The sequence below is a fragment of the Bradyrhizobium sp. WBOS07 genome (genome assembly GCF_024585165.1).
In the GTDB taxonomy this organism is placed as follows: Bacteria; Pseudomonadota; Alphaproteobacteria; order Rhizobiales; family Xanthobacteraceae; genus Bradyrhizobium; species Bradyrhizobium japonicum_B.
Genome location: NZ_CP029008.1, coordinates 3,072,613 through 3,096,272, shown reverse-complemented (window position 1 = coordinate 3,096,272; position 23,660 = coordinate 3,072,613). Strand labels below are relative to the sequence as shown.

Sequence of the window (23,660 nt, the reverse complement as noted above, 5' to 3'; positions counted from 1 at the left end):
TCGTCACCTGATCTGTCTGAGCCGCGCTTTGGCGAGGTCGATTTCCCGTTTCGCCGTTGCCTGTGTCTTCTTCTGGAACGCATGCAGCACGTGAACAACGTCGCCGATCGTAGTCAGGTAGATGATCCGGTAAGCGCCTGACGCCTGACGTATCCTGATCTCGCGAACGCCGGGTCCGATCGACGCCATGGGTTTCCAATCGGAAGGGTTTTCCCCGATCTGAACCTGAAATAATTGATATCCAGCTTCGCGTCTCGCGTCGTTCGGAAAGGCTTCGACATCGGATCGGCTGCTGCCGTGCCATCTCACTCCTTCATCATCTGACTATGCCAATTCTGGCATAGTCAGTCAATGCGGCGTGGCGTCTGGCGCTGGCCTTGAAAGATGGCCGATGGTGCGCGTGGCTGCTCGCGGAAAGGCACTTTTGGGCACCATAAGTACCCTAGAAATGAAGGCCGGCAGCTTCTCCTCAGCGCGTTCCGCTACGGCCACCGGATGCGCAAGAGCTGATCAAAACCGCGCAGCCATCGTCCCCAGTTGCCGATATGCCGCCTCGCGCGCGACGCGGATTGGCTCCGCCGGCCCCGTCGTCGGTCCGATCGGCACGAAGCGCACGTCGCTGACGCCGATGAAGCGAAGCGCTTCGCGCAAATAGGGCGTTGCCATGTCGATGCGGCCGCGATTCATGCCGGTGGCAAAATCGCTGCCCGAAGCGAGGATGACGACGGTTGGCCGGTCCTTGAGCAGCGGAAGATAGCCCTGCGCTGGATCGAACCGGAACGTCAGGCCGGGCTGGATGACGATGTCGAACCATTGCTTCAGCTTGTAGGGGATGCCGAAATTCCACATCGGCGTCGAGATCAGCACGCGATCGGCCAGCGAGAACCGCAATGCGATCCGCTCCGCCTCGGAGAAGCTGCGGCGCTGTGCGTCGTCGAACGGCTGCGCCTTCATGCGCGCATACTTGGCCTCTACGATGGGACCGATGAATTCCGGCAGCCGCTCGCGCCAGAGGTCCATCACGTCGATGTCCCAGTCGGGCCGCGCTTGCCGAAACCCGTCAAGGAAGACGCGTGCGCCGGCGCTCGACTCGGAGTCGGGGCGGGGCGAGCAGGACAGATGCAGGAGCTTGGCCACCGGTCATCCCAACGCCCGGATGACGGTGTCCGCCCGGGTGACGATCGCGACGTTCTGCATTGCGAAGTTGATCGAGGCGTTGTGCCAGTCGGCATTCATGGTCGAGCAGCAATCTTCGGGCACGATGATGAAATAGCCCTTGTCGGCGCCGGTGCGGGCGGTGTGCTCGATCGACATGTTGGTCCAGGCCCCGGTGTTGATGATCATGTCGCGGCCGGTCGCCTTCAGGATCGTCTCCAGCCGCGTTCCCTCCCAGGCGCTCATGCGCATCTTCTCGACGACGAAATCGCCGGGCCTTGGCTCGAGACCCGAAACCGGCGCCGCGCCCCAGCTCCCGCGCACCATCGCCTTGCTGTCGACCAGGCCTTCGAACAAAGGGGCGTTCAGCGTCACCCCGGGCGCGCCTGGCTCGACGACGAACCAGACATGGATGATGACGATTCCGCGGGCCCGCGCGGCCTCGGCAAGACGGCGAACGTTCTCGACGACGTGCTGCTGCCGCGCATGTTCCGGCGCTCCGGACTCAGCAAACGCGCCGCCGGTCATGATGACGTCGTTCTGGAGATCCTGGATGATCATGGCACAGCGCTGCGGATCGAGATGCATCTCGCCATCGGCAAGGATGGGGGCGGCAGGTGCGGAGCCGGCGGCCGCGGGGCCGCTGCCAGGTCGGCCGCTGCCAGGTCTGGCGTTCATATAGGGCTCATGGCGCGGGCCGACCTTGGTCGGGATGGCGTAGACCGAATGCGTCGAGGTCAGATACAGCGTGCGGAAATCTGGACCGCCCCAGGCAAGGTTGGCGACGAGCTCGGGAAGGCGGAGCTTGCCGAGCAATTCGCCGCGCGGTGAATAGACCCAGACGCCGCCCGGCGCGGTGACCCAGACATTGCCGTGCTGGTCGCACTTCATGCCGTCGGGCAGTCCGGGTTCGAGCTCGGAGCGGATGCCGCTGGCGAACACGCGCGCATTGGACAGCGAGCCGTCGCCAGCGACCTCGAACACGCGGATCAGCGCCTGGACGGTGTCGTTGACATAGAGCAGCTTCTCGTCCGGCGCGAAGCACAATCCGTTCGGCTGGTCGAACAAGGTGCGGTCCACCACGAGCTTCGGCTCGCCGCCGGGCACGACGCGATAGACGCCCTGGAAGCCGAGTTGCCGCGGTCGCTCGACGCCATAGACCGGCATGCGGCCGTACCAGGGGTCCGAGAAATAGATCGCGCCCGAGGAGTGCACGCAGACGTCGTTCGGGCTGTTCAGCTCCTGACCCTGGAAATGCGAGGCGAGCACCTCGCGCCGGCCGTCCGGCCGCTCGCGGACCAGCTGCGAGGTCGCATGCTCGCAGACGATCAGGTTCAGCTCGGCGTCATAGGTCATGCCGTTGCATTTGTTCGACGGACGCTTGACCTCGGCGACGCCGCGCCGCGGGTCCCAGCGCCGCCGCACGTCGGCAGGCATGTCCGAGAACAGCAGATAGTGATCGATCGGATGCCAGACAGGCCCCTCCGTGAAGTCGAAGCCGGTGCCGACCTGCGCGACCGGCGCGTAGGGATCGATCAGGGTCTCGAACTCGCTTCGCAAGGTGACGTGGGTCATCGCTCGATCCTCAGGTCACGTCACGCCGGAAACCAGTTGCGCGCCGGCAGCGATTGCACGACCGGTCCGGGGACCTGGTCGTGCAGGCGCCCGACCACGTTGCCGCCTTCGATCTTGGCCGGACGGTCGTGCACGGGCAGCAGGTAGCGCGAATTGCTGAGCAGCTTCTTGATCGAGGCCTTTTCCGCGCGCTTGCTGGTGCCGTGGTTGCCGGTGGTGCGCGGCTCCCAGTCGTGGATCTCGTTGAAGGGCGTGACGATCTGGTCGTTGAAGTCGTAGATCACATCGCCGCAGATGGTCGCGATGCCGTCGGCGGTCTCGACGATGACGTTCATCGATCCCTCGGTATGCGCGTTGGCGGCGTCGCAATAGACGCCGGGCATCAGCTCGATCGGGCCGGTGATCTCCAGGTCGAGGAAACGCAGCGCGCTCTTGGTATGCAGGCGGTCGATCAGGTGCTTGATGTCGGGCGCCGGGTATTGCGGATGCATCAGGCCGGAGACGGAATATTCCAGCTCCTTGCGGTTGAGGACCACCGTCGTGTTCATCGGAAACAGATCGTCCTTGCCGGCATGGTCGATGTGCAGATGGGTGTGGCAGACGAAGCGGACGTCGCCCATGCGCACGCCGTGGCGCGCGAGCTGGTTCTCGATCATGTTCTCATGGTACTGAAGCCCGCGCATGCCCAGCGTCTCCATGATCTGGTTGGAGCGGTAGCCGGTGTCGACCACGACTGGATATTTCCCCCCGAGGATCAGGAAGCCGAGGGTGAGGACGCGGCGGGTGCGGCCGCAGTCGCGGCCGAGAACCAGAAAGCTCGATTCCAGTTCGATATCGCCATAATCCAGGATCTTGATCTCCAGCGCCATTCGTTGCTCTCCCTGTCCTGTCCCTTGCCTGTCAAAGCCGGTAGACGCGCATTGCCGTCGTCTTGAAGATCGCGTCCTTCTGCTCGGTGCTCAGCGGCGCAGTGGCTGCGCGAAATGCATCGACGAGCTCGCGATAGCTGGTCCACAATTTCTCGATCGGAAAATTGGAGCCGAACAGGCAGCGTTCGGCGCCGAACATCGCGACCGTGTCGGTGACGACGGCCGCAATATGCGCGGGATCGTTGCGATGGATGAAGGTGCCGAGCCCCGACAGCTTCGAGACCACGTTCGGACGGGCTGCCAGCTGCGCGATGCCGGCGCGCCAGGCCGCGCGGCCGGCGGGCGAGAGGTCCTCGAGCATGCCGGCATGCTGGAGGATGAAGGTGACGTCGGGGCAGGCTTGCGCGAGCGCCGCGGCCTGCGGCATTTGCGGCGTGAACACCTGCAGGTCGAAGCTCCAGCCATAGTCGGCAAGGTGCGCAACGTTGCGCTGGATCATCGGATCGGCACAGAGATCGGCGCGGGCTGCAAAGCGGTAGAGCGGGTTCTCGTGCCAATGCAGCTGCATGCGCACGCCGCGCACCAGGGGATAGCGCTTCAGGCGGTCGAGCTGAGGTCGCACATCGTCCACGGCGAAATTGGCGTAGGCGACGATTGCATGGGGCCAGCCATGCGCGTCGGCGGTTTGCTGGACCCAGGCGGCTTCGTCCTCGAAACGGTCGTTGGCCCAGTTGGTCTGGACGTAGACCGAGCGGGTGACGCCGGTGCCTTTGAGGTCGTCGAGATATTCCTCGATCGGATAATCGCGCCGGATCGGCTCGTAGGGTCCGAAAATGCGGGGCTGCATCGGCCCGACCAGCCAGGGCAGGTCGGCCTGCCGCCAGATGTGGTGATGGCCGTCGATCATATCGGTCACGCCGCTCTCCTTCGTCCCAGCGCCAGAATGTGCGCGACGATCGACGCGCTCGAGCCGCCGTCGACGAGGTCGTCGACGAAGCGCTCGATGGCAATGAGCGCCTCGGTTTGGGGGCGGAAGGCGGGGCCTGTCGCCAGAGGCGTCAGCCAGCTCACCCGCCAGGCCCGCCGTGACAGCTTTGCGACCGCATCGCGCAGCGCATCGGGTTCGCCACGCTCCAATCCGTCCGAGACGATTACGACAGCGGCGCCGCGGGCATAGCCACCGAAGCGGGGCACGGCGAGAAAGGCCTGCAGCGCGTCGCCGATGCGGGTGCCGCCGTCCCAATCGCTGACCAGATGCGCGGCCGCGTTCAGTGCCTGCTCGCGGCGCTTCAGCCGCAGCGGACGGGTGACGCGGGTCAGCCGCGTGCCGAAGGTGAACACCTCGACATTGGGCGCAGCCTGCACCAGCGCATGCGCAAGCTTCATGTTCTCCTCGGTGCGGCTCTTCATCGAGCCGGAGACGTCGATCAGCAGCAGCATCTTGCGCGGGCGCTGACGCCGCTTCATGTGGCCGAGCCGTAGGATCTCGCCGTCGCTGCGAACGCTGTCACGCAAGGTGCGACGGAGGTCGGCGAACGGACCGCGGCGGGTCCGCATGCGACGGTGACCGCGGCGCCGCGGCAGCCGTCGTGGCGCCTCGCGCGTCAGGCGGCGCAGGGCGTCGGTCGTGGAGAGTTGCGCGAAGCGGCGCTCGACCAGCGCCTCGGTCCGTGCGGCAGTCAGGCCGGATTCATTGGCGTCATCGGACAGCAATGGTTCCTCGTCGCCGCGGCCTTCTTCCTGGAGCCGGACGGTCTCGTCGTCTTCGCCGTCGTCGGCGCGCTCGACCGCCTCGCTGCCGCGGAAGTGCAGATCGAACAGCCGGTCGAAAGCGGCGCGGCGCTCGGGCGGCGGGGCAAGGGTGGCGAGCGCCGCCTGCCTGATATCCTCGAGGTCGCGCGGGCCGAGCAGCTCGATCGCGGTGAGGAACGCGGTGGTCTGCTCCGGCGCGACCGCAAAGTTGTTGGCGCGCAGCAGCGCAACGAACGAGACGAAGACGCGGGCGGCGCGCGGAAGCCGGGGCTCGGTGTTCATGCGGTCGCCTCCGCGAGCATGGCGTCGAGCCGGGGCGAGATGAAGTGCAGATCCTCCTCGTCCTTCAATGCCACGCCGATCGACCGCTTGAAGGCGTCGGGCCAGCGCGCGCCGCCCTTGTTGAGAAGCGTCGCGGCTTCGGCCCAGTCGACGGCCTCGGCGATGCCGGGCGCCTTGCTCAGGGGCTCGCGCCGCAATCTTTCCACGGCGGCGACGACGGCGCGGGCCGTGGCCTCGGCGACGCTGGAGGCGCGCATCATGATGATCCGCGCCTCGCGCTCCGCGGTCGGATAGTCGATCCAATGATAGACGCAGCGGCGCCGCAGGGCTTCGTGAAGATCGCGCGTCCGGTTCGAGGTCAGCACGACGACAGGCCGCTCGGCGGCGCGCACGGTGCCGCGCTCGGGAATCGAGATCTGGAAGTCCGAGAGGAACTCGAGCAGGAACGCCTCGAACTCCTGATCGGCGCGGTCGATTTCGTCGATCAGGAGCACGGTCGAATCGGGTGCGCGCAGCGCCGCCAGCATGGGACGTTCGATCAGGAAGGCCTCGCCATAGATATCGATGCTCTCGTCGCCGGCCTGACGGATCGCCAGCATCTGGCGCGGATAGTTCCACTCATAGAGCGCGGCGGAGGCGTCGATGCCCTCGTAGCATTGCAGGCGGATGAGGCGGCGGCCGAGCACGGCCGCGATCGCTTTTGCGGCTTCGGTCTTGCCGACGCCCGGCGCGCCCTCCAGCAGCAGCGGCTTGCCGAGTGCGAGGCCGAGATAGGCAGCTGTCGCTAGCCCCTCGTCGGCGAGGTAATAGGCCGCACGCAGCGCCTTCTCCAGCGCCTCCGGGCTGTCGATACCGACGATGTTGCTGCGGACCGCCACGGCCGATCCTCTAACGCCGAGCCTGCGGCCGCGCGCCGCCCTGGGCCTTGATCGCGCGCAGCACCTTTTCGGGCGTGATCGGCAGGTCGTCGATGCGGACGCCGACGGCGTTGAAAATCGCATTCGCGACGGCCGGGAGCACCGGATTGGCGCACATCTCACCGGGTCCCTTGGCCCCGAAGGGACCATCGGGCGCCGGACGCTCCAGCACCGCGATATCGTGCGGGCAGATGTCGCCAGGGCCGGGCATCAGATATTCGACGAAGTCGCGGGGCCCATGAACGGGATCGGGATAATACGGCTCCGGGGTCTCGTAGAGCGCGTGGCTGACGCCCATCCAGGCGCCGCCGACCAGCTGCTGCTCGACCAGGCGCGGATTGAGCGCGCGGCCGAGCTCATAGGCGGAATCCATCCGCACCATCGCGACTTCGCCGGTCTCGTCATCGACCTCGACTTCCGCGACCAGACAGGCATGGGCGTAGCAGGTCGCCGGCGACATCTCGCCGGTCTCCGGGTCGACATCGGAGAGCGGGACCAGGAAGATGCCGCGGCCCGAGATGGTCTTGCCCTGCTTGAACTGCGCGGCAATCGCGACGTCCTTGGTCGAGATCGAGCGGTGCGGCGCGCCCTTGACGTGGATGTTGCCGCGCCCGTCGGTGTCGAGATCGGCGGCGTTGACCTCGAGCTCCTCGGCCGCCGCCTCCATCATCACCCCACGCGCTTCGCGGGCAGCGGCCATCACCGCATTGCCGACGCGGTGGGTGCCGCGCGAGGCGAACGAGCCCATGCAGTGCGGGCCGGTGTCGGAATCGGCGGTGTCGACATAGACGTCCTCGACGGGAACGCCGAGCGTTTCCGCGCAGATCTGCCGCGTCACCGACTTCATGCCCTGGCCGAGATCGATCGACGACAACGCGACCGTGAACTTGCCGCTGGGATTGGAGTGAACCAGGGCCTGGCTCGGATCGCCGCCGAGGTTCATGCCGATGGGATAGTTGATCGACGCCATGCCGCGTCCGCGATGCCGGGTCATGTCAGCGCCTCCTGGTCCCGAACACGGATGAGAACCGCGTCGCGCCGTGCGACGGCGCGGCCGGGCGCGGCGGGGGAGGGGGCGGCGCCGGCGGTGGTGGATCGCGCGGCGGCTCCCGTGTCGCGGTCACCGGCGCGCGGTCATAGCTGGTGCGCTGCTGCACCGGCGCCGGCCTCGCGCGCGAAGAATCCGTCGGCGTCGGCGGGGTCGCGGCACGGCTGCCGCCGCCGTCCTTGCGCGAGGAGGCGCGCTTGAACTCGTCGCGGATCGGCCATTTGGCTTTCTCGGCCGCGACCTGGACGCACTCGATCAACGCGGTGTTCTTGGCTTCGCGCCGGTGTGCCTTCATGTCGACGTCGCGATAGGCGTTGAGAATGCGAAACTCCATCGGGTCCATGCCGACGAGATTTGCGAGCTTGTCCATCTGGCACTCGATGGCAAAATCCATCGCAGTGACGCCGAAGCCGCGCATGGCGGTCGCCGGCGTGCGGTTGGTGAAGACGCAATAGACGTCGCCATAGACGTTGGGGATGGTGTAGGGGCCCGGCAGATGCGCGGCGCATTTCACCGCGGCGTAGCTGGACAGCCTGGTATAGGCGCCGCTGTCGAAATAGGCCCGGATCTTGCGCGCGACGATGCGGCCGTCGCGCATGACGCCGTCCTTGATGTAGATGCGCTCGGCGCCGCGTGGCGGGCCGTACTGCATCTCCTCCTCGCGCCCGAACACGTAGCGGACCGGTCGCCCGGTCAGCATTGCGCCGAGAATGGCGAGCGGCTCGGTCAGGGTATCGACCTTGCCGCCAAACCCGCCGCCGACGGTGCCGCCGATGAAGTGGAAGGTGTTGGAGGGCACATCCAGGATCTTGGCGCAGGTGTCGACCGAGAAGAACAGCGCCTGGGTCGAGGTGTAGACGACGTAGCGACCGTTGGTATCAGGTGCGGCAATGGCGCCGTTGGTCTCGGTCGGCGCGTGCTCGATCGGCGACATCTGGTAGCGCTGTTCGAGCACGTGGTCGGCGGTCGCAAGCGCCGCGTCCGCATCGCCGAAGCGCAGGCGTTGGTGGTCGTAGGCGTCGTGATAGATGAAGGCGTTCTTCGGATAGGTCTCGTTGACCACGGGCGCGCCGGGCTTCAGCGCGTCCTCGACGTCGAACACGGCCGGCAGCGGCTCGTAGTCGACCTTGACCTTGGCGATGGCCTCGAACGCCTCCCGTTCGCTGTCGGCGACGATGGCGAGGATCGGCTCGCCCTTGTAGCGGACCTTGTCGACCGCGAGCGAGGGCTCATCGTCCTTGCCGAAGTTGATCAGGCTGAGAAGCGTGTTGAGGTTGACCGGAACGTCGGCGCCACGAATGATCCGGCGGACGCCGGGCGAGCGTTCCGCGTCCGTGGTATCGATGCGGCGCAGCCGCGCATGGGCCTGTGTCGAGCGCAGGACCTTCAGGTGCAGCATGCCTTGCAGCTTATGGTCGTCAAAATAGCTCGAAGTGCCCGTGACGTGCCCTAGCATATCCTGGCGCTGGGTGCCCTTGCCGATTTCCTTGAGGTTGTCGTCGCGCTCGTCGGCGAAGATGTCCTTGCGCAGTTCCAGCATGGCACGGCGTCCTTAGGCGCTAACCCGGCCGCCCGCGGCGGCGAGAATGGCATTGATGATCGGCTCATAGCCGGTGCAACGGCAGATGTTGCCGGAGATGGCCTCGATGACCTCATCGCGGCTCGGCGATGGATTGCGGTCGAGCAGGGCTTTTGCGGCCATCAGCATGCCCGGCGTGCAATAGCCGCACTGGGCGGCGAAATTGTCGGCAAACGCACGCTGGAGCGGATGCAGGTTCGGGCCCTGCTTCATGCCGTCGAGCGTTTCGATCGATCGGCCGGCGACCGTCTCGGCGAGCGTCAGGCAGGACAGGTGCAGCTCGCCGTCGACCAGCACGCTGCACGCCCCGCAGCCGCCCTGGCCGCAGCCGAATTTCGGCGTCATGTCGCCGATCAGCTCGCGCAGCGCGACCAGCAGATTGGTGCCGCCGTCGACGAAGATCGCGACGTCGCGGCCGTTGTGGCGAAATTGCAGGGGGATCTTTGCCATGGCGATCTAATCCTGACCTGACAGCAGGCGGCGCAGGTGGACGCCGACGATCTCGCGGCGATACCAGGCGCTGCCGAGCGCGTTGTCGGACGGCGACGTTGCTTCGGTCGCAGCCGATGCAGCCGCCGCGATGGTGGCGGCATCCAGCGAGCGGCCCTCCAGCGCCCGCTCGGCGGCGCGGGCGCGGATCTGGGTCGGCGCCATCGATCCCAGCGCGATGCGAGCGCCCGCGATCCGCCCGCCGCTGATCGGCAGATGCGCGGCCAGCGTGATGACCGAGCCGCCCTTGGGCTTGATCCGCGCGATCTTGCGATAGCGGAACGCCTCGGTGCCGGCCGGCCGGGTGCAGGACACCGACAGCACGAGCGTGCCGGCCTGGCGGTCGCGCGCCTGCAGGAACTCCTCGATCGGAATGTCGCGCGCGCCAAAACCGCCTTGCACGGCCACGGTGGCATCGAGCGCCAGCAGCGCGACTGTGAAATCGCCATAAGGGTTCGGCGCAAAGAGGTTGCCGCCGACGGTACCCATGTTGCGCACGGCCGGCCCGCCGATCGAGCGGGCGGGAGCATGCAGGACGGCGAGGTCGCGTTCGGCGAGGATGCGGGCGAAGGTGACGCCGGCACCCAGGGTGATGCGCGGACCCGATGCGTCGATCCGGGTGAGGGCCTGATCCTGCGCGCAGACGACGGTCGAGATCGACACGTCGCCCTCGTTCAATGCGCGCATCACTAGCGTGCCGCCACCGAGATAGCGCGCGCTGCGATCCGAGGACAGCGCGCCGGCGGCCTCGCTGGCGCTGGTAAAGGTCTTTACCGTCACGGCCATGATTATGCGGCCTCCCTCAGGTGTCGGCGGATCGCATCGAATCCAGCCTGATAGATGTCTTCGGCGACCATGTGGGTGATGCGGTCCTTGTCCTCGGGCCTGGTGGTGAAGCGGGACTCCCAGTGCCAAAAGGTGCGGTCGCCATCGGTGACCGGCAGCAGGCGGACATGGGCGACGTAATTGAACATCGGGATCGGGGTATCGAGCAGGCAATAGCTGAAGCTCTGTTCGAGGTCGGACAGCGCCAGCAATTGCTCGCGCAGCTCGGAGCCGTCCTTGAGCCTGAACCGCCTGACGCAGCCGATCTTGTCGGAGGATTGCGCACGCTCGATGGAGGAGGTCGCAACCGCCGGATGCCAGCGATCGTGCCCGTTGAAATCGCGCAGCATGGCCCACGCCGCATCGGTCGGCGCGTCCAGGATCGTGCTCTTGACGATATGCGGCACGGTCAGCCTCCGAACACGCGCTTCAGCGCGTCGAACCCACCCTGGAACACGCCGCCGCCGATGTTGCCGACGAGCTCGGACTCGCGCTCCGGCGCGCAATCGAACTCGGCGGTCCATTCCGCGAAAGTCTGGTCGCCGTCGGTGACCGGGGTCAGCCGCAGCGTCGCGACGTAGTTCTCGACGCCCATCGGAGATTCCAGAATCGAATAGGTACAGAACATGTCGTAGTCGGAGAGGCCCAGGAGCTTCTCGCGGATGCGGTCGCCGTTGCGCAGGCGGAAATCTCTGACGCAACCGATCTTGTCCGAGGGCTCGCCGCCTTCGATGCGGCTTTCGGCGATGGCCGGATGCCAGTTCGGCAAGCCGTTGAAGTCGCGCACCCGCGCCCAGACGCGGTCGTTGCGGGCGTTGATGACGGTGGAGACATAGACGCGGGCCATGGTGCGATCTCAGCTCTTCTTCCGCGGTCCGCGCTCGGTCGGCGGTTCGCTGCCTTCGGCCGCAGGCGGGGAGGCGGCCGGCTTGTCGCCGCCACCGCCGCTCTTGCGTGCGGACTCCTTGATGCCCTGCATGTCGCGGGCCTCGCGGATCAGGCCCGGCATTTTCGAAAGACTGCCGCCCTCGACGCCGATGTCGGACAGGATGGAGTCGATCAGCGGCGCCTGGACGCGGTAGCGCAGGGCGGAATCGATGACCTCGTCGGTGGCGCTGCGGCCGCCATTGCCGTTTCCGTGGCCGTTGCCGTTGAGGCCGTCGACCTGGAGGATGCGGATGCCCTCGATCTTCTCCATCGGCTTGACGCTTTCGCGGACGATGCCCTCGATCCGGTCGAGCAGCTTTCTGCGGAACAGGGAATAGCGCGCCTGGTCGGTGAGCACGTTCTCGGCCTCGTTGAGCATCCGCTGCGCTTCGGCCTCGACGGCCGCGCGCACGCGCTCGGCCTCCGCCGCGATGCGGGTCTCCTCGGCCTGCTTCTCGGCGAGCAGCACCTCGACGGTCTTGCGGCGTTTTGCAATTTCGCTCTCGCGGGCGGTAATGACGCGCTCGGTCGCCTCCGTCGCCCGCATCCGCGCCTCCTCGGCCATGGCCTTGGCTGCAGATTCCTCCAGCGACTTCTGGTGGATGGCGATCGCCTTCTCCATCAGGACCGTCTCGACCTCCTTCTCCCGGTTGACCTCGAGCTTGCGTAGCTCGCGCTCGCGGCCGACGCGAGCCTCGTCGAGGCCGCGGTCGGACGCGATGCGGGCGCGCTCGACCTCTTCGCGGGAGGCGATCTCGGCCTCCTGCAACGACTGGACGCGGGCGACCTCGAGCTGCTCGATGGCGCGGCGGCGCTCGAGGCGCGCGGCTTCCAGCGCCTGCTCGCGCGAGACATCCGTGGTCTCGACCTCCTTGCGGGCAACGATCTCGGCCTGCCGGACCTGACGGTCGGCATCGATCCGTTCCGACTTTTTCGCGGAGAGCGCGATGACGCGGTCTTCGTCGGCAATCTCGATCGCCTTCTTCTGCTCGATGTTGAGCACCTCGCGCTTCTTGGACGAGTTGATGCGCTCGGCCTCGAGCGCCAGATCGACCGTTATACGTTGGCGCTCGATGGCATCGCGCCGCTTCAGTTCGGCGGCCTCCAGCACGCCGGTGCGCTCGATTTCCAGCGAGCGCGTGTCGCGCTCGGCCTGGATGCGTTCGGCCGCGACCGCCTTCTCCTGGGCGATGCGCGCCGCCTCGATCGCCTCGCGGGAGGCGATGTCGGCTTCCTCGACGGCCCGGTTGCGGGCGATCTCCAGCGAGCGAACGCGCTCCTCCTGAGCAATGCGCGAGGCCTCGGTGGTCTCGCGCGCGGCGATGCCGGCGACGTCGAGGGCCTGGTTGCGCTCGATCTCCAGCTGCCGGGTATTCTGCTCGGCTGCGATGCGCTCGGCGGCGAGCGTCCGCTCGCGGGCGATGCGGGCGGCTTCGACGGCGCGCTGCGCCTCGATCTCGGCCTCCTGGATGGTGCGCACCTGGTGGATCTCCAGCGCGCGGGTCCGCTCGTCGGAGGAGATGCGCTCGACGTTGACGATCAGGGTCTGGGCGATGCGCGCCTTTTCGGTGGCCTCGCGGGCGGCGATCTCGGCTTCATCCACGGCGCGGGTACGCTCGATCTCGCGGCGCCTTGTCTCCTCCTCGTTGGCGATGCGGGCGTCGGTGACGACACGGTCCTGCTGAATGCGGGCCTTCTCGATCGCCTCGCGGGCCGCGATCTCGGCTTCCTCCACGGTGCGCATTCGCTCGATCTCGCGCTGGCGGACTTCGCGCTCCGACGCAATCCGCGTCGTATCGATCGAGCGCTGGTTGGCGATCCGGGTCTTCTCGATCTCCTCACGCGCCAGCAGCTCCTTCTCCTCGATGGTGCGGGTGCGCTCGATCTCCTTCTGGCGGGTCTCGCGCTCGGAGGCGATGCGGGCCTCCGCGATCGCCTGCTCATTGGCGATCCGCGCGCGCTCGATCGCCTCGCGCGCCGAGATGTGGGCCTGCTCGGCCTCGGTCTCGCGCAGCGCGCGCTCGCGGGCGACTTCCGTGCGCTGAAGCGCGCGGCGCATCTCGATGTCGCGTTCCTGCTCCAGCCGCGCGGTCTCGCTCTCGCGCTCGATGTCGAGCGCCTGACGCTCGGCCTCCAGATTGCGGGTGCGGATCTTGATCATCGAGTCCTGCTCGATGTCGTTGCGCAGCTTGCGCCGGGCCTCGATGTCCTCCATCAGGCGGGTCAAGCCTTCGGCGTCGAACCGGTTCGAGGGGTTGAAGAATTCGAGGTCGGTCTGGTCGAGATCGGTGATGGCGACCGATTCCAGCTCGAGACCGTTCTGGGCGAGGGCTTGTGCCGCATTGGTCTTGACCCGCTCGACATAGTCGCCGCGCCGCTCATGCATTTCCTCCAGGGTCATTTCCGAAGCGACGGAGCGGATCGCGGAAATGAACTTGCCGGCCAACAGCGCGTGCAGCTGCTCCGGCTCCATGGTGCGGCGGCCGAGCGTCGCGGCCGCGATCGAGACGGCTTCACGGGTCGCCTGGACCCGGACGTAGAAGTCGGCCTCGATGTCGACCCGCATGCGATCGCGGGTAATCACCGCATCCTGCTTGGAACGCACGATGCCCATCGGCAGCACGTTCATGTTGACGGAGGTGTAGTCGTGGATGAAGGGCAGCACGAAGGCGCCGCCGTTGATCACCACGCGCTCGCCGAGGAAGCCGGTCCGAACGAACGACACCTCCTTGGAGGAGCGGTGGTAGAGCCAGTTGACGATGTAGACGCCGATCACGATGACGACGACTGCGACGATCAGCCAGAGGATAAGCTCGCCGACCAGGATCCCTGACATGTTTCTCTCCCTCGATCGTTCCGGCGTTATTGCGCGCCGATCGCCTTGAATTTACGCACCTGCTCCGTCAGAGCCCGCTCGACTGGCAGCCGCTCCATCGAAGAGGCGCCGTAGAAGCCGTGGCAGTAGCGGGTGTTCTTCATGATGAAATCGGCATCGGCGGGATCCGCGATCGGGCCGCCGTGAGCGAGCACCAGGATATCGGGATTGACGCTGAGCGCGGCGGAGGCCCAGACGTCGATGCGCGCCGGGCAGTCCTTCAGCTTTGCTGCGGTCTGCGCGCCGATCGTGCCGCCGGTCGTGAGCCCGAGATGGCAGACGATGATGTCGGCGCCGGCGAGCGCCATCGCGGCGGCTTCCTTCTCGCTGAAGACGTACGGCGTCGTCAGGAGGTCCTTCTCGCGCGCCTTCGCGATCATGTCGATCTCAAGCGCGTAGGACATGCCGGTTTCCTCGAGGTTGGCGCGGAACACGCCGTCGATCAGGCCGACCGTCGGAAAGTTCTGCACGCCGGCAAAGCCGAGCGTCTTCAACTGGTCGAGAAAGACGTCCATGTCGCGGAACGGATCGGTGCCGTTGACGCCTGCGAGCACCGGCGTGTTGCTGACCACAGGCAGAACTTCGCCGGCCATCTCCAGCACGATGGCGTTGGCGTCGCCGTAAGCCATCAACCCCGCCAGCGAGCCGCGACCGGCCATGCGATAGCGGCCGGAATTGTAGATCACGATGAGGTCGACGCCGCCGGCCTCCTCGCACTTGGCCGACAGGCCGGTGCCGGCCCCGCCGCCGACGATCGGCTCGCCGCGCTTCGCCATCTCGCGGAATCGTTTCAGGAGTGCAGCGCGCTCAAACCGGGCCATCGGTCACCTCGCTAGTCTCCGCCGCGCCCCGGTGCGGCCGAACAGGGTTCGGAATGCACTGACGATGGCGGCGGCGAAATCGGGATCGTTGATATTGTGGGGAACGCGGATGAGCTGGCGGTTGCCGGTCTGCCGCACGTCGCGCTCCAGCGCGCGGAACAGGGCGGCATCGGCGTCCGGATCCCAGAACGGCTGGCCCCGCGCATCGAGTGCGGAGACGCCGCCCTCGGGCAGGAAGAAGCGGACCGGGCCATCCATCTGGTTGAGCCGCTCGGCGATCCAGCGGCCCATCCGTTCATTCTCTTCGACAGTCGTCCGCATCAGCGTCACCTGCGGATTGTGGACGTGGAACTTGCGGCCGCGGTAGCGTTCGGGAATTGTGTCGGGCGCGCCGAAATTGACCATGTCGAGCGCGCCGACGGAGCCGACATAGGGCAGGCGGGTGCGGATGATCGCGCCGAAGCGATCTTCGGTGGCGGGAAACACGCCGCCCATCAGCAGATCGCAGATCTCGGTCGTCGTAATATCGATGACGCCGGCGAGCTGGCCGGATTCGACGAGCTTCTCCATCGAGCGGCCGCCGACGCCGGTGGCGTGGAAGACGAGACATTCGAAGTCCGCGCCCAGCTCCGCGGCGATCTTCTGGACGGCCGGCGTCGTCACGCCGAACATGGTGATGCCGACCGCAGGCGGTGCCGCGCTGGCGGCGCGCTGCCTCGTCTCGTGCTGATCGAGGCGCGCCTTGACCATGCCCGCGATCGCGTTGGCGCCGTTCGACAGCACGGCGCGCGAGATCGAGTTCAGTCCCTGAACGTCGGTGACCGAGTGCATCATGGTGATGTCGGCGGGACCGACATAGGGTCCGATATCGCCGGAGGCGACGGATGAGATGATCAGCTTGGGCACGCCGACCGGCAGGGTGCGCATGCCCGGGGCAACCAGCGAGGCCGCGCCCGAGCCGCCGGCAGAGATCACGCCGGCGACATTCCCCTGGCGCCGCAGCCAGTTGGCGAACGCGTCCGCCATCGCCGTCACGGCCGCGCCGCGGTCGGCGCCGAACACCGCAGCCCCGCCGCGGCCATGGTTCAGCGCGATCTCCTGCGCGGAGACATCGCAGCTGGCGTGCCTGCCGCTGGTGGAGACGTCGACCAGCCGCGTGCGCAGGCCGGTTTCGGCGACGATGTCGCGGATGAAGCGGAGCTCCGTCCCCTTGGTGTCGAGCGTGCCGACGACCAGCACGACCGGCGGCCCCGACGACTGCGATGTCGCCGGCTCGCGCTTGCGCCGCGCCGTCTCGTCGAGGCGCGATACCTGCGTCGAGAGCGTGCGTGCCGCCGCTTCGATCCGGGCGATGGGCGCGGGTTGGGACCAGCGTGTCGGCGGTGTCGGGTTGGAGATGTAGATCCGGATCGGGCCGCTCGGTCGGGCGGCCTGCGGCGCCGGCTTCGCGTCCGAGCCTGCCGCCGGCACGTCGAGATCCGGCGTAAGCTCGGCATGCAAGCCGACGCCGAGCAGACGCTGCTGCAACTCGCGGTCGGCGGCGAGCCGCGCCGAGTCGATGATGCGGTTGATGCGGCCGTTGACCATGATGGCGACGTTGCGCGAGATCGCGGTCGCCACGCCGATGTTCTGCTCGATCACGAGCACGGACATGTCGCCGTCCTCGCCCAGCCGCAGCAGCATCTCCTCGACCTGGGCGACGATGACGGGCGCGAGGCCTTCGGTCGGTTCGTCCATGACCAGGAGTTGCGGGTTGGTCAGCAGCGCGCGCGCGATCGCCAGCATCTGCTGCTCGCCGCCGGAGAGCTGGCTGCCGCCATGGTCCTTGCGCTCGGCGAGGCGCGGAAAAGTGTCGTAGATGCGCTCGACGGTCCAGGCACCCGACCGCATCCCGCCGGCAAGTTGGAGATGCTCGTCCACGCTGAGCGAGCGCCAGAGGCGGCGACCTTGCGGCACATAGCCGACGCCGAGGCGCGCGATGTGAGCGGGCGGCCGCCGCGTGATGTCCTCGCCGCGGACCCGGATCGAGCCGCCGCTGACCGGCACCAGGCCCATGATGGCCTTGCACAGCGTGGTCTTGCCCATGCCGTTGCGGCCGACGACGGAGAACACGCCGCTCTCCAGCGAAAGGTCGACGCCCTGGAGCGCGTGCGAATGGCCGTAATAGACGTCGAGCCCGCGGACCTCGAGCGCAGCGGAATTGCGGCGGGCCTCATTCATGGCCGCCTCCGAGATATAACTCCTGCACTTCAGGATCGGACTGAATCTCTTCCGGCGGGCCTTCCTTGAAGATGCGGCCGTTGTGCATCATCGTCACGCTCTCGACGACGCGCAGCGCCACGTCCATGTCGTGCTCGATGATGATGTAGCCGATATGGGCCGGCAGCGAGGTCAGGATCTCGATCAGCTCGGCCCGCTCGGTCGGCGACAGGCCCGCGGCCGGTTCGTCGAACAGCACGAAGCGCGGGGCGCCGGCGAGCGCCAGCGCGATCTCGAGCTGGCGCTGCTGCCCGTGCGCGAGCTCGGCAACGCGCTGGTCCTTGACCGCAGTCAGGTGCACGGCCTGCACCAGGCTGTCGGCGGCGTGCATCAGCGCGTCGTTGTGGCCGGGGCGCAGGAACGAGAACCGTCCGCGCGAGACGCCGCGGCAGGCGAGGTAGACGTTGTCCTGCACGGTGAGGCCGGGAAACAGCGCGGATATCTGATAGGTGCGCCGCAGTCCCCGGCGGATGCGCTCATAGGGCGGGAAATGCGTGACGTCTTCGCCGAAGAAGCGGATCGTGCCCGATGTCGGCGGAAAGTCGCCGGTGATGCAGTTGAACAGCGTGGTCTTGCCGGCGCCGTTGGAGCCGAGCACCGCGCGGCGTTCGCCGGGACGCACGGTGATGGTGACGTCGGTCAAGGCCGCCAGCGCGCCGAACAGCCGCGTCACGCCACGCAGTTCCAGCGCTGCGCCGGCGCCGACGGCGGAGAGGCGCTGGGCGACGCTATCCATGGCCGCGCCCTCCGCCCTGGCGGCCCGTCTCGCGTAGCCGGCTCTGGCGCCAGCGCTGCCAGAGACCGATGACGCCGTCCGACGACCAGAACACGATGGCGAGAAAGCCGAGGCCGATCAGCAGGCGGAAGCGGTTGCCGTCGAGCCCGATCTTGACCAGGAAGTCGAGCGCGAAGGTGCGCAGGAGCACGAAGACCAGCGCGCCGATATAGGGACCGACCGGGCGGGTGATGCCGCCGACGACGGCGATGATGAGGATGTCGATGCAGGCGCCGACGCTGACCGAGCCGGGCGAGATCTGGCGATAGTTCCAGACCTGGAGCACACCGGCAAGGCCCGCGATGAAGGAGGCCACCGCATAGGCCGCGACGCGGTGGGCATTGACGTTGAAGCCCAGCGCGGACATGCGGCGCGGATTGTCGCGCACGCCCTGGAGGGCGAGACCGAATGGCGCACGGGAGATGTAGTCGACCGCAAAATAGCAGAGCCCGGCTGTCGCGAGCACGACATAATAGAAGGGAATGTCCGCCCGCCAGTCGACGCCCCAGAAACGCGGCGTCGAGACGTTGTTGATGCCGGTGTGGCCGTTGAAGATCGCCCAGTTCTGGTTGGTGAAGTAGTAGAACGCGGCGCCGATCGCCAGCGTGATCATGATGGTGTAGATGCCCTCGGTGCGCACCGCCAGCGCGCCGCCGAGGGTGCCGAAGACGACAGCCAGCGTCAGCGCCATCGGCACCGCCAGCCACCACGGCCAGCCGAGGCTGATATTGGCATTGCCGCTGACGCCGAACACCGCGACCATGTAGGCGCAGAAGCCTGCGATGGTGAGCTGCATCAGGCTGACCATGCCGCCATATCCGGCCAGGAACATCAGGCTCAGCGCGACGGTGCCGAGGATCAAGGTGGTGGCAAAGATCTCGATCAGGAAGAAGCTGTTGGCGATCAGCGGCATGATCAGCAGGATGGCCGCCACGATCCAGGCCGCGGGGTTGTTGATGTCGGGCCAGGCGCGCGCAACCGGCCGTCCCACCGTCGACGCGGGCCTGTGAACTTGAACGCGGGCGTCATGCGTGACGGACATCTCAGCGCCTCGCCAGCAGGCCCTGCGGCCGAAGCGCCAGCACCAGCACCATGATCAGGAAGGTCACGACGATGGCGTAGGTCGGGATGTAGACCGAGCCGAGCTGCTCGGCGAGGCCGATGATCAGCGCGCCGAGCGCGGCGCCGGGGATCGAGCCCATGCCGCCCACGATCACGACGACGAGAGAGGCGAGCAGGAAGCGGATGTCCTCACCGGGCGAGAGCGACTGGAACGTGCCGCCGACCACGCCGGCGATGCCGGCAAGCCCGGCGCCGAGAGCGAAGACGAGCACGAAGACGACCTGGATGCGGACGCCGGTCGCGGCGAGGATGTCGCGGTCGTCGACGCCGGCGCGGATGATCATGCCTGCCCGGGTGCGGTTGAGCGCGAGCCACATCGCGATGCCAATGACGGCGGAGGCCAGGAAGATCACGAGCCGGACCAGCGGATAGCGCAGGTAGACCGGCTCGCCAGAGGATTTCACGGCGGTGAGCAGCGGCAGCTCGATCGGGCCGATCAGCCAGTTCGGAGTCTGGATCTGGTAGAAGTCGCCGCCGCAGGCCCACAGCATGAGGTCGGCGAACACGATCGAGAGCCCGATCGTCACCATGGTCTGGCGCAGATCCTGGCCCTCCATGCGGCGGAACACGAGAACCTGAAGCAGTACGCCGACCAGCGCGGTGAGGACGAAGGCGACGATGAACGACAGCACCCAGGAGCCGGTGGAGGCGCTGATGGCATAGCCGACATAGCCGCCGAACAGATAGAGCGAGCCGTGCGCGAGATTGACGTTGCGCATCAGGCCGAAGATCAGCGTGAAGCCGCTGGCGACGAGGAAATAGAGACCTCCGAGCGTGATGCCGTTGAAGAGCGCGTTGAGGAACACCCGCTTGCGGCCGACGGCCTCTTCGAGGCCCGGCGGCCACACCGCGAAGATGAGCCACAGCGCCACCGCGACCGCGATGATGACGATCAATGCCCAGGCGGGATGGCGCTCGACGAAGCGGCTCATGATCGCCGCTCCGTCTCGACGTCGATCCAACCCTCTCCCTGCAAGCGAGGTGAGGGGGCGCGCAGACCGTCACCGGCCGCAAGCCCTGCCATGAACGTGCGCTCCCTGTCGACCGCGGTCCTCGTGTCGGGACCGCGTTGCGCACATCCTAATGGGGCTGATGGGGACGCATTTGATCGTGAGTATCTTTTCGCGCGCCCGTCAGGCGCGCAAAACCTTGGCGGCGCGGCGATAATCGGTCGGGGCCATCCCGACATTGGCGGCGAAGAAACGCGTGAAGCCGCTTTGCGAGGAGAAGCCGAGATCGAAGCCGATGTCGGCGATCGGCGCCTCGCTCGCCACCAGCGCCTCCAGCGCCTGCTCCATCATCAGCGTGTTGAGATAGAGGTGCGGCGTGACGCCGGTCTGGGTGCGGAACAGCCGGTAGAAGTGCGGTCGCGACAGGCCGGATTCGCGTGCGATGGTGTCGAGCTCGATCTCGGCGCCGGGACTTTCCGACATCATCTTTATGCACTTGCGCACGCGAAAATCGGTGACGGAGCCGTTCGCGCGCGGATCGCGCGCGGCCTCCGCCTGTTGCCAACTCTCGTCGTAGCAGATGTCGATCAGCCTTCTCAGCTCGCCATCGAGGCTGTTGAGCGAGGGTGCGCCGCAGACGAGGGCGGCGGCGTGCCTGATATGCTTGTCCAGCGCGACCGACCGCGTGAACTGGGTCCGGCCGAAGCGCAACCGGTCGGTGCCGGGCGCATCGGGCGCAAACCATTCCGCATTGACATAGAGCACGAAGAAAACGGCGCCGCCTTCGAGGTCGGACGGCAGGAAATTGTGCGGCTCCCATGGATTGACGGCGACGACGGAACCTTCGGTGAGCTCGTAACGTCCATCGCTGACATCGATGCATGCGGGACGTCCCCCGACATGGAAGATCAAATGACCTTCACGATGCGCGTGGATATTGAAAGGGCGGTTCAACTGATAGACCGTCGCCCGGCCGAAGCGGCCGTGGAAGACGGCGAGCGCCCGGCTCATGCCTTCCCTCCCAGAAGCTCTTCGTTTTTCCGATAGCGTTCAACAACCGGGGAGAGAATGCAAGTGCGCCACGCGTCGCGCCCTTACAAATCTCTCCCCGGTCAGTCATCGCCCGCGATGGGACTACGTCAGTACTTCTTACATTCCGGTACTGTACGGCTTGGCAAACCGATCTTGGCAAACACCGCAGGATCATAGCCCAGCGTCTGGTTGACGTTGGGGATCACCTTCACGACCTTTGAGAACAGCGCGCCCTTGCCGTCGTCGACGACTTCGGTGACGAAGTTCGTGCCGATCGCCTGCCGGTTGGAGTCGAGCTTGATCTTGCCGTTGGGCGCGTCGATCTCGATCTTGGCGAGGGCTTCCTTGTACTTGGCCTGGTTGTTGGAGAGATCGCCATTGACCTGCCGCAGCGCCAGGATCAGCGCCATGGTCGAGTCGTAATAGTTGGTGGCGAGCAGTGACGGGCTGGGGAAGCGCTTGTTGGGCGGGAAGGCGTCCTGATAGGCCTTCACGAATTTCTGCCAGCCCGGATCCTCCCAGGTGTCGGCCTGGCCGCTCGCCGCGATGGTGCCGATCAGAGCGTTCTTGGCGTTGCCCTTGGACGACAGGATGGTCTGGTCGATCATGATGGAGCCGCCCATCAGATGCGCCTTGCCGCCGGCCTGCTGATATTGGTTGAGGAAGTTGACGGCGTCGGCGCCGCCGAGGCCCAGATAGATCGCATCGACATCGTCGGGCAGCGCTGCGATGACCGAGGCGAAGTCCTTGGTGCCGAGCGGCACCCATTGTCGGTTCGTGACCTGTCCGCCGGCGCCGCAGAATTCGAGCACGAGGCCGAACACCTGGGTGTAGATGAAGGAATAGTCCTCGCCGACGGTCGCGATCTTGCGATACTTCTTCTCCTCATAGGCGTATTTGCCGAGGCCCACCTGCCATTGCGCGCCGTCCATGTTGTAGCGGAAGAAGTTCGGGGCGGGATCGACATAGGTCGTTTCCTGGGCACCCGAGGCGGCGTTGATGAAGGTCAGCTCCGGATGGGTCTTTGCGAAATTCTTGACGGCGATGCCTTCGTCACCGGATAGCGGGGACAGCAGGATCTGCACCTTGTCCTGCTCGATCAGTTTGCGCACGGCACGGACCGCGGAATCGGGCGTCGCGTCGGTGGAGGCGATGATGAATTCGAGCTCCTTGTCGCCGACTTTCTTGCCCAGCACGTTGAGCGCGGTCTGGTGGCCGCGGATCCCGTCCTCGCCGAGCACCGTGTAGGTGCCTTCGAGCGTGGCCGTGACGCCGACCTTGATCTTTTCCTGGGCGATCGCCGCGCCCGAAAGAAACAGGCTGCTCAGCGCGAGCAGTCCCACACTGCATTTCGACATTTTGCTCCTCCCTGTATCGCAGCTTTGTTGCCGCGCGACGCCCGTGGCTCTCGAACAGCCCGCGGCTTTGGAGGGAAGCTAGCCGAAGTCGAATGCGCCTGCCCGCGTGCGCGCCTCGTCCGGTTTAACGGGCAGTCTCATTTTTGAATGTTGCGGCGCAAGTTGTTTTGCAGTGCAAGCGGCCACTAGGCTGTGCCTCGATGCATCGCCGTCCTCGGCATCTCACACCCAGCCGCCATCCACGATGTAGTGCTGAGCGGTGCAGGCGGAGGCTTCGTCGGAGGCGAGGAAGACGGTGAACCTGGCGACCTCGTCGGGCACGAGCTTGCGCTTCAGGCATTGCCGCTGCATCAGTTCCACCTCGCCCTCCGGCGTCATCCATTTCTCGAGCTGGCGCTCGGTCATGATCCAGCCCGGCGCGATCGCGTTCACGCGGATATTGTAGGGACCATAGTCGCGCGCCAAGGAGCGCGTAAGACCGATGACGCCGGACTTGCTGGCCGTGTACGCAGCCATGCCGCCTTGTCCGGCGATCCAGGACACCGAGCCGAAGTTGATGATGGCGCCGGCATTCGCCGCCTTCATGTCCGGCAGCACGGCCTGCGCCGCAAAGAACTGGTGCTTCAGGTTCACCGCGATGCGGTCGTCCCAATGCTCCGGGGTCATCTCCTCGGTCTTGTGCCGTTCGTCATTCGCCGCATTGTTCACGAGGATGTTGATCGCGCCGTGCGCGCTGCGCGCCTCCGCGACGCCGGCTCGCAACGCGGCGATATCGGTGAGGTCGACGTGCCGGAAATGCGCAGCCAGACCCTGATCGGACAACTCGCTCGCGAGGCGTCGACCTTCCTCGGCCTTGATGTCGAAGAACACCACCTCGGATTTCTGTTGCGCGAAGCGCCGCACGATCGCAGCGCCAATTCCCGATGCGCCACCGGTGACAAGAACGACCTTGCGGGCGAGGTCGGAATAAACGGCGGTCATGGACACCTCTCGAGTTGCGTTTGCGGACGGCGCAGGACGCCGCCATCTCTCCCTGGCCCAACCTTAGCT

Annotated in this window: 22 protein-coding genes; all 22 read right to left on the bottom strand. The window is 66.5% G+C overall.

Annotated elements, in window-relative coordinates:
- Window positions 1-3: 3 nt before the first annotated feature.
- The 22 genes from DCM79_RS14630 to DCM79_RS14525 all read right to left on the bottom strand — a co-directional run bounded on the left by DCM79_RS14630 (window position 4) and on the right by DCM79_RS14525 (window position 23,591).
- A complete protein-coding gene (locus tag DCM79_RS14630) occupies window positions 4-309 on the bottom strand; it encodes a type II toxin-antitoxin system RelE/ParE family toxin (protein ID WP_257180455.1) in 306 nt (101 codons plus the stop codon).
- A 201-nt stretch (window positions 310-510) separates the two neighbouring features.
- A complete protein-coding gene (locus DCM79_RS14625; RefSeq protein ID WP_257180454.1) occupies window positions 511-1,137 on the bottom strand; it encodes an FMN-dependent NADH-azoreductase in 627 nt (208 codons plus the stop codon).
- A gap of 3 nt (window positions 1,138-1,140) precedes the next feature.
- Complete coding sequence (locus DCM79_RS14620) at window positions 1,141-2,730, bottom strand: isochorismatase family protein (protein WP_257180453.1); 1,590 nt, start codon at window positions 2,728-2,730, stop codon at window positions 1,141-1,143.
- A 20-nt stretch (window positions 2,731-2,750) separates the two neighbouring features.
- Window positions 2,751-3,599, bottom strand: coding sequence for an N-acyl homoserine lactonase family protein (locus DCM79_RS14615; RefSeq protein WP_257180452.1), 849 nt, complete (start codon window positions 3,597-3,599; stop codon window positions 2,751-2,753).
- 31 nt (window positions 3,600-3,630) lie between these two features.
- Window positions 3,631-4,515, bottom strand: coding sequence for an amidohydrolase (locus DCM79_RS14610; RefSeq protein WP_257180451.1), 885 nt, complete (start codon window positions 4,513-4,515; stop codon window positions 3,631-3,633).
- The gene (locus DCM79_RS14605; protein WP_257180450.1) at window positions 4,512-5,633 is read right to left on the bottom strand and encodes a VWA domain-containing protein; all 1,122 of its coding nucleotides are present in this window, start codon (window positions 5,631-5,633) and stop codon (window positions 4,512-4,514) included. Before DCM79_RS14605 ends, DCM79_RS14610 begins: the two co-directional genes overlap by 4 nt.
- Entirely contained in the window at window positions 5,630-6,511 is an 882-nt protein-coding gene (locus tag DCM79_RS14600) for a MoxR family ATPase (RefSeq protein ID WP_257180449.1), read from the bottom strand. Before DCM79_RS14600 ends, DCM79_RS14605 begins: the two co-directional genes overlap by 4 nt.
- A 10-nt stretch (window positions 6,512-6,521) precedes the next feature.
- A complete protein-coding gene (locus DCM79_RS14595) occupies window positions 6,522-7,544 on the bottom strand; it encodes a xanthine dehydrogenase family protein molybdopterin-binding subunit (protein WP_028136909.1) in 1,023 nt (340 codons plus the stop codon).
- Window position 7,545: 1 nt separating this feature from the next.
- The gene (locus DCM79_RS14590; protein ID WP_257180448.1) at window positions 7,546-9,138 is read right to left on the bottom strand and encodes a xanthine dehydrogenase family protein molybdopterin-binding subunit; all 1,593 of its coding nucleotides are present in this window, start codon (window positions 9,136-9,138) and stop codon (window positions 7,546-7,548) included.
- A gap of 12 nt (window positions 9,139-9,150) precedes the next feature.
- On the bottom strand, window positions 9,151-9,627 hold the full coding sequence (locus DCM79_RS14585) for a (2Fe-2S)-binding protein (RefSeq protein ID WP_028136907.1): 477 nt from the start codon (window positions 9,625-9,627) through the stop codon (window positions 9,151-9,153).
- 6 nt (window positions 9,628-9,633) lie between these two features.
- Window positions 9,634-10,452, bottom strand: coding sequence for a xanthine dehydrogenase family protein subunit M (locus tag DCM79_RS14580; protein ID WP_257180445.1), 819 nt, complete (start codon window positions 10,450-10,452; stop codon window positions 9,634-9,636).
- 2 nt (window positions 10,453-10,454) lie between these two features.
- Window positions 10,455-10,898: an SRPBCC family protein gene (locus tag DCM79_RS14575; RefSeq protein WP_257180444.1), complete on the bottom strand. Its 444-nt coding sequence runs from the start codon at window positions 10,896-10,898 to the stop codon at window positions 10,455-10,457.
- A 2-nt stretch (window positions 10,899-10,900) separates the two neighbouring features.
- Entirely contained in the window at window positions 10,901-11,338 is a 438-nt protein-coding gene (locus DCM79_RS14570; RefSeq protein ID WP_257180442.1) for an SRPBCC family protein, read from the bottom strand.
- 9 nt (window positions 11,339-11,347) lie between these two features.
- Window positions 11,348-14,254, bottom strand: coding sequence for a flotillin family protein (locus DCM79_RS14565; protein WP_257180440.1), 2,907 nt, complete (start codon window positions 14,252-14,254; stop codon window positions 11,348-11,350).
- A 26-nt stretch (window positions 14,255-14,280) separates the two neighbouring features.
- On the bottom strand, window positions 14,281-15,114 hold the full coding sequence (locus DCM79_RS14560) for a phosphoenolpyruvate hydrolase family protein (protein ID WP_257180439.1): 834 nt from the start codon (window positions 15,112-15,114) through the stop codon (window positions 14,281-14,283).
- 3 nt (window positions 15,115-15,117) lie between these two features.
- A complete protein-coding gene (locus tag DCM79_RS14555) occupies window positions 15,118-17,334 on the bottom strand; it encodes an ABC transporter permease (RefSeq protein ID WP_257180438.1) in 2,217 nt (738 codons plus the stop codon).
- A complete protein-coding gene (locus tag DCM79_RS14550) occupies window positions 17,327-18,109 on the bottom strand; it encodes an ABC transporter ATP-binding protein (RefSeq protein WP_257180437.1) in 783 nt (260 codons plus the stop codon). Before DCM79_RS14550 ends, DCM79_RS14555 begins: the two co-directional genes overlap by 8 nt.
- Window positions 18,102-19,190, bottom strand: a complete 1,089-nt coding sequence (locus DCM79_RS14545) for a branched-chain amino acid ABC transporter permease (protein ID WP_257180436.1) — start codon at window positions 19,188-19,190, stop codon at window positions 18,102-18,104. Before DCM79_RS14545 ends, DCM79_RS14550 begins: the two co-directional genes overlap by 8 nt.
- 1 nt (window position 19,191) lies before the next feature.
- Window positions 19,192-20,202 (bottom strand): branched-chain amino acid ABC transporter permease, encoded by a 1,011-nt coding sequence (locus DCM79_RS14540; protein ID WP_257180435.1) that lies wholly within the window; start codon window positions 20,200-20,202, stop codon window positions 19,192-19,194.
- A 201-nt stretch (window positions 20,203-20,403) separates the two neighbouring features.
- Complete coding sequence (locus DCM79_RS14535; protein WP_028136897.1) at window positions 20,404-21,231, bottom strand: AraC family transcriptional regulator; 828 nt, start codon at window positions 21,229-21,231, stop codon at window positions 20,404-20,406.
- Between the two features lie 128 nt (window positions 21,232-21,359).
- On the bottom strand, window positions 21,360-22,610 hold the full coding sequence (locus DCM79_RS14530) for an ABC transporter substrate-binding protein (protein WP_028136896.1): 1,251 nt from the start codon (window positions 22,608-22,610) through the stop codon (window positions 21,360-21,362).
- A gap of 222 nt (window positions 22,611-22,832) precedes the next feature.
- Window positions 22,833-23,591, bottom strand: a complete 759-nt coding sequence (locus tag DCM79_RS14525) for an SDR family NAD(P)-dependent oxidoreductase (protein WP_257180434.1) — start codon at window positions 23,589-23,591, stop codon at window positions 22,833-22,835.
- Window positions 23,592-23,660 lie beyond the last annotated feature (69 nt).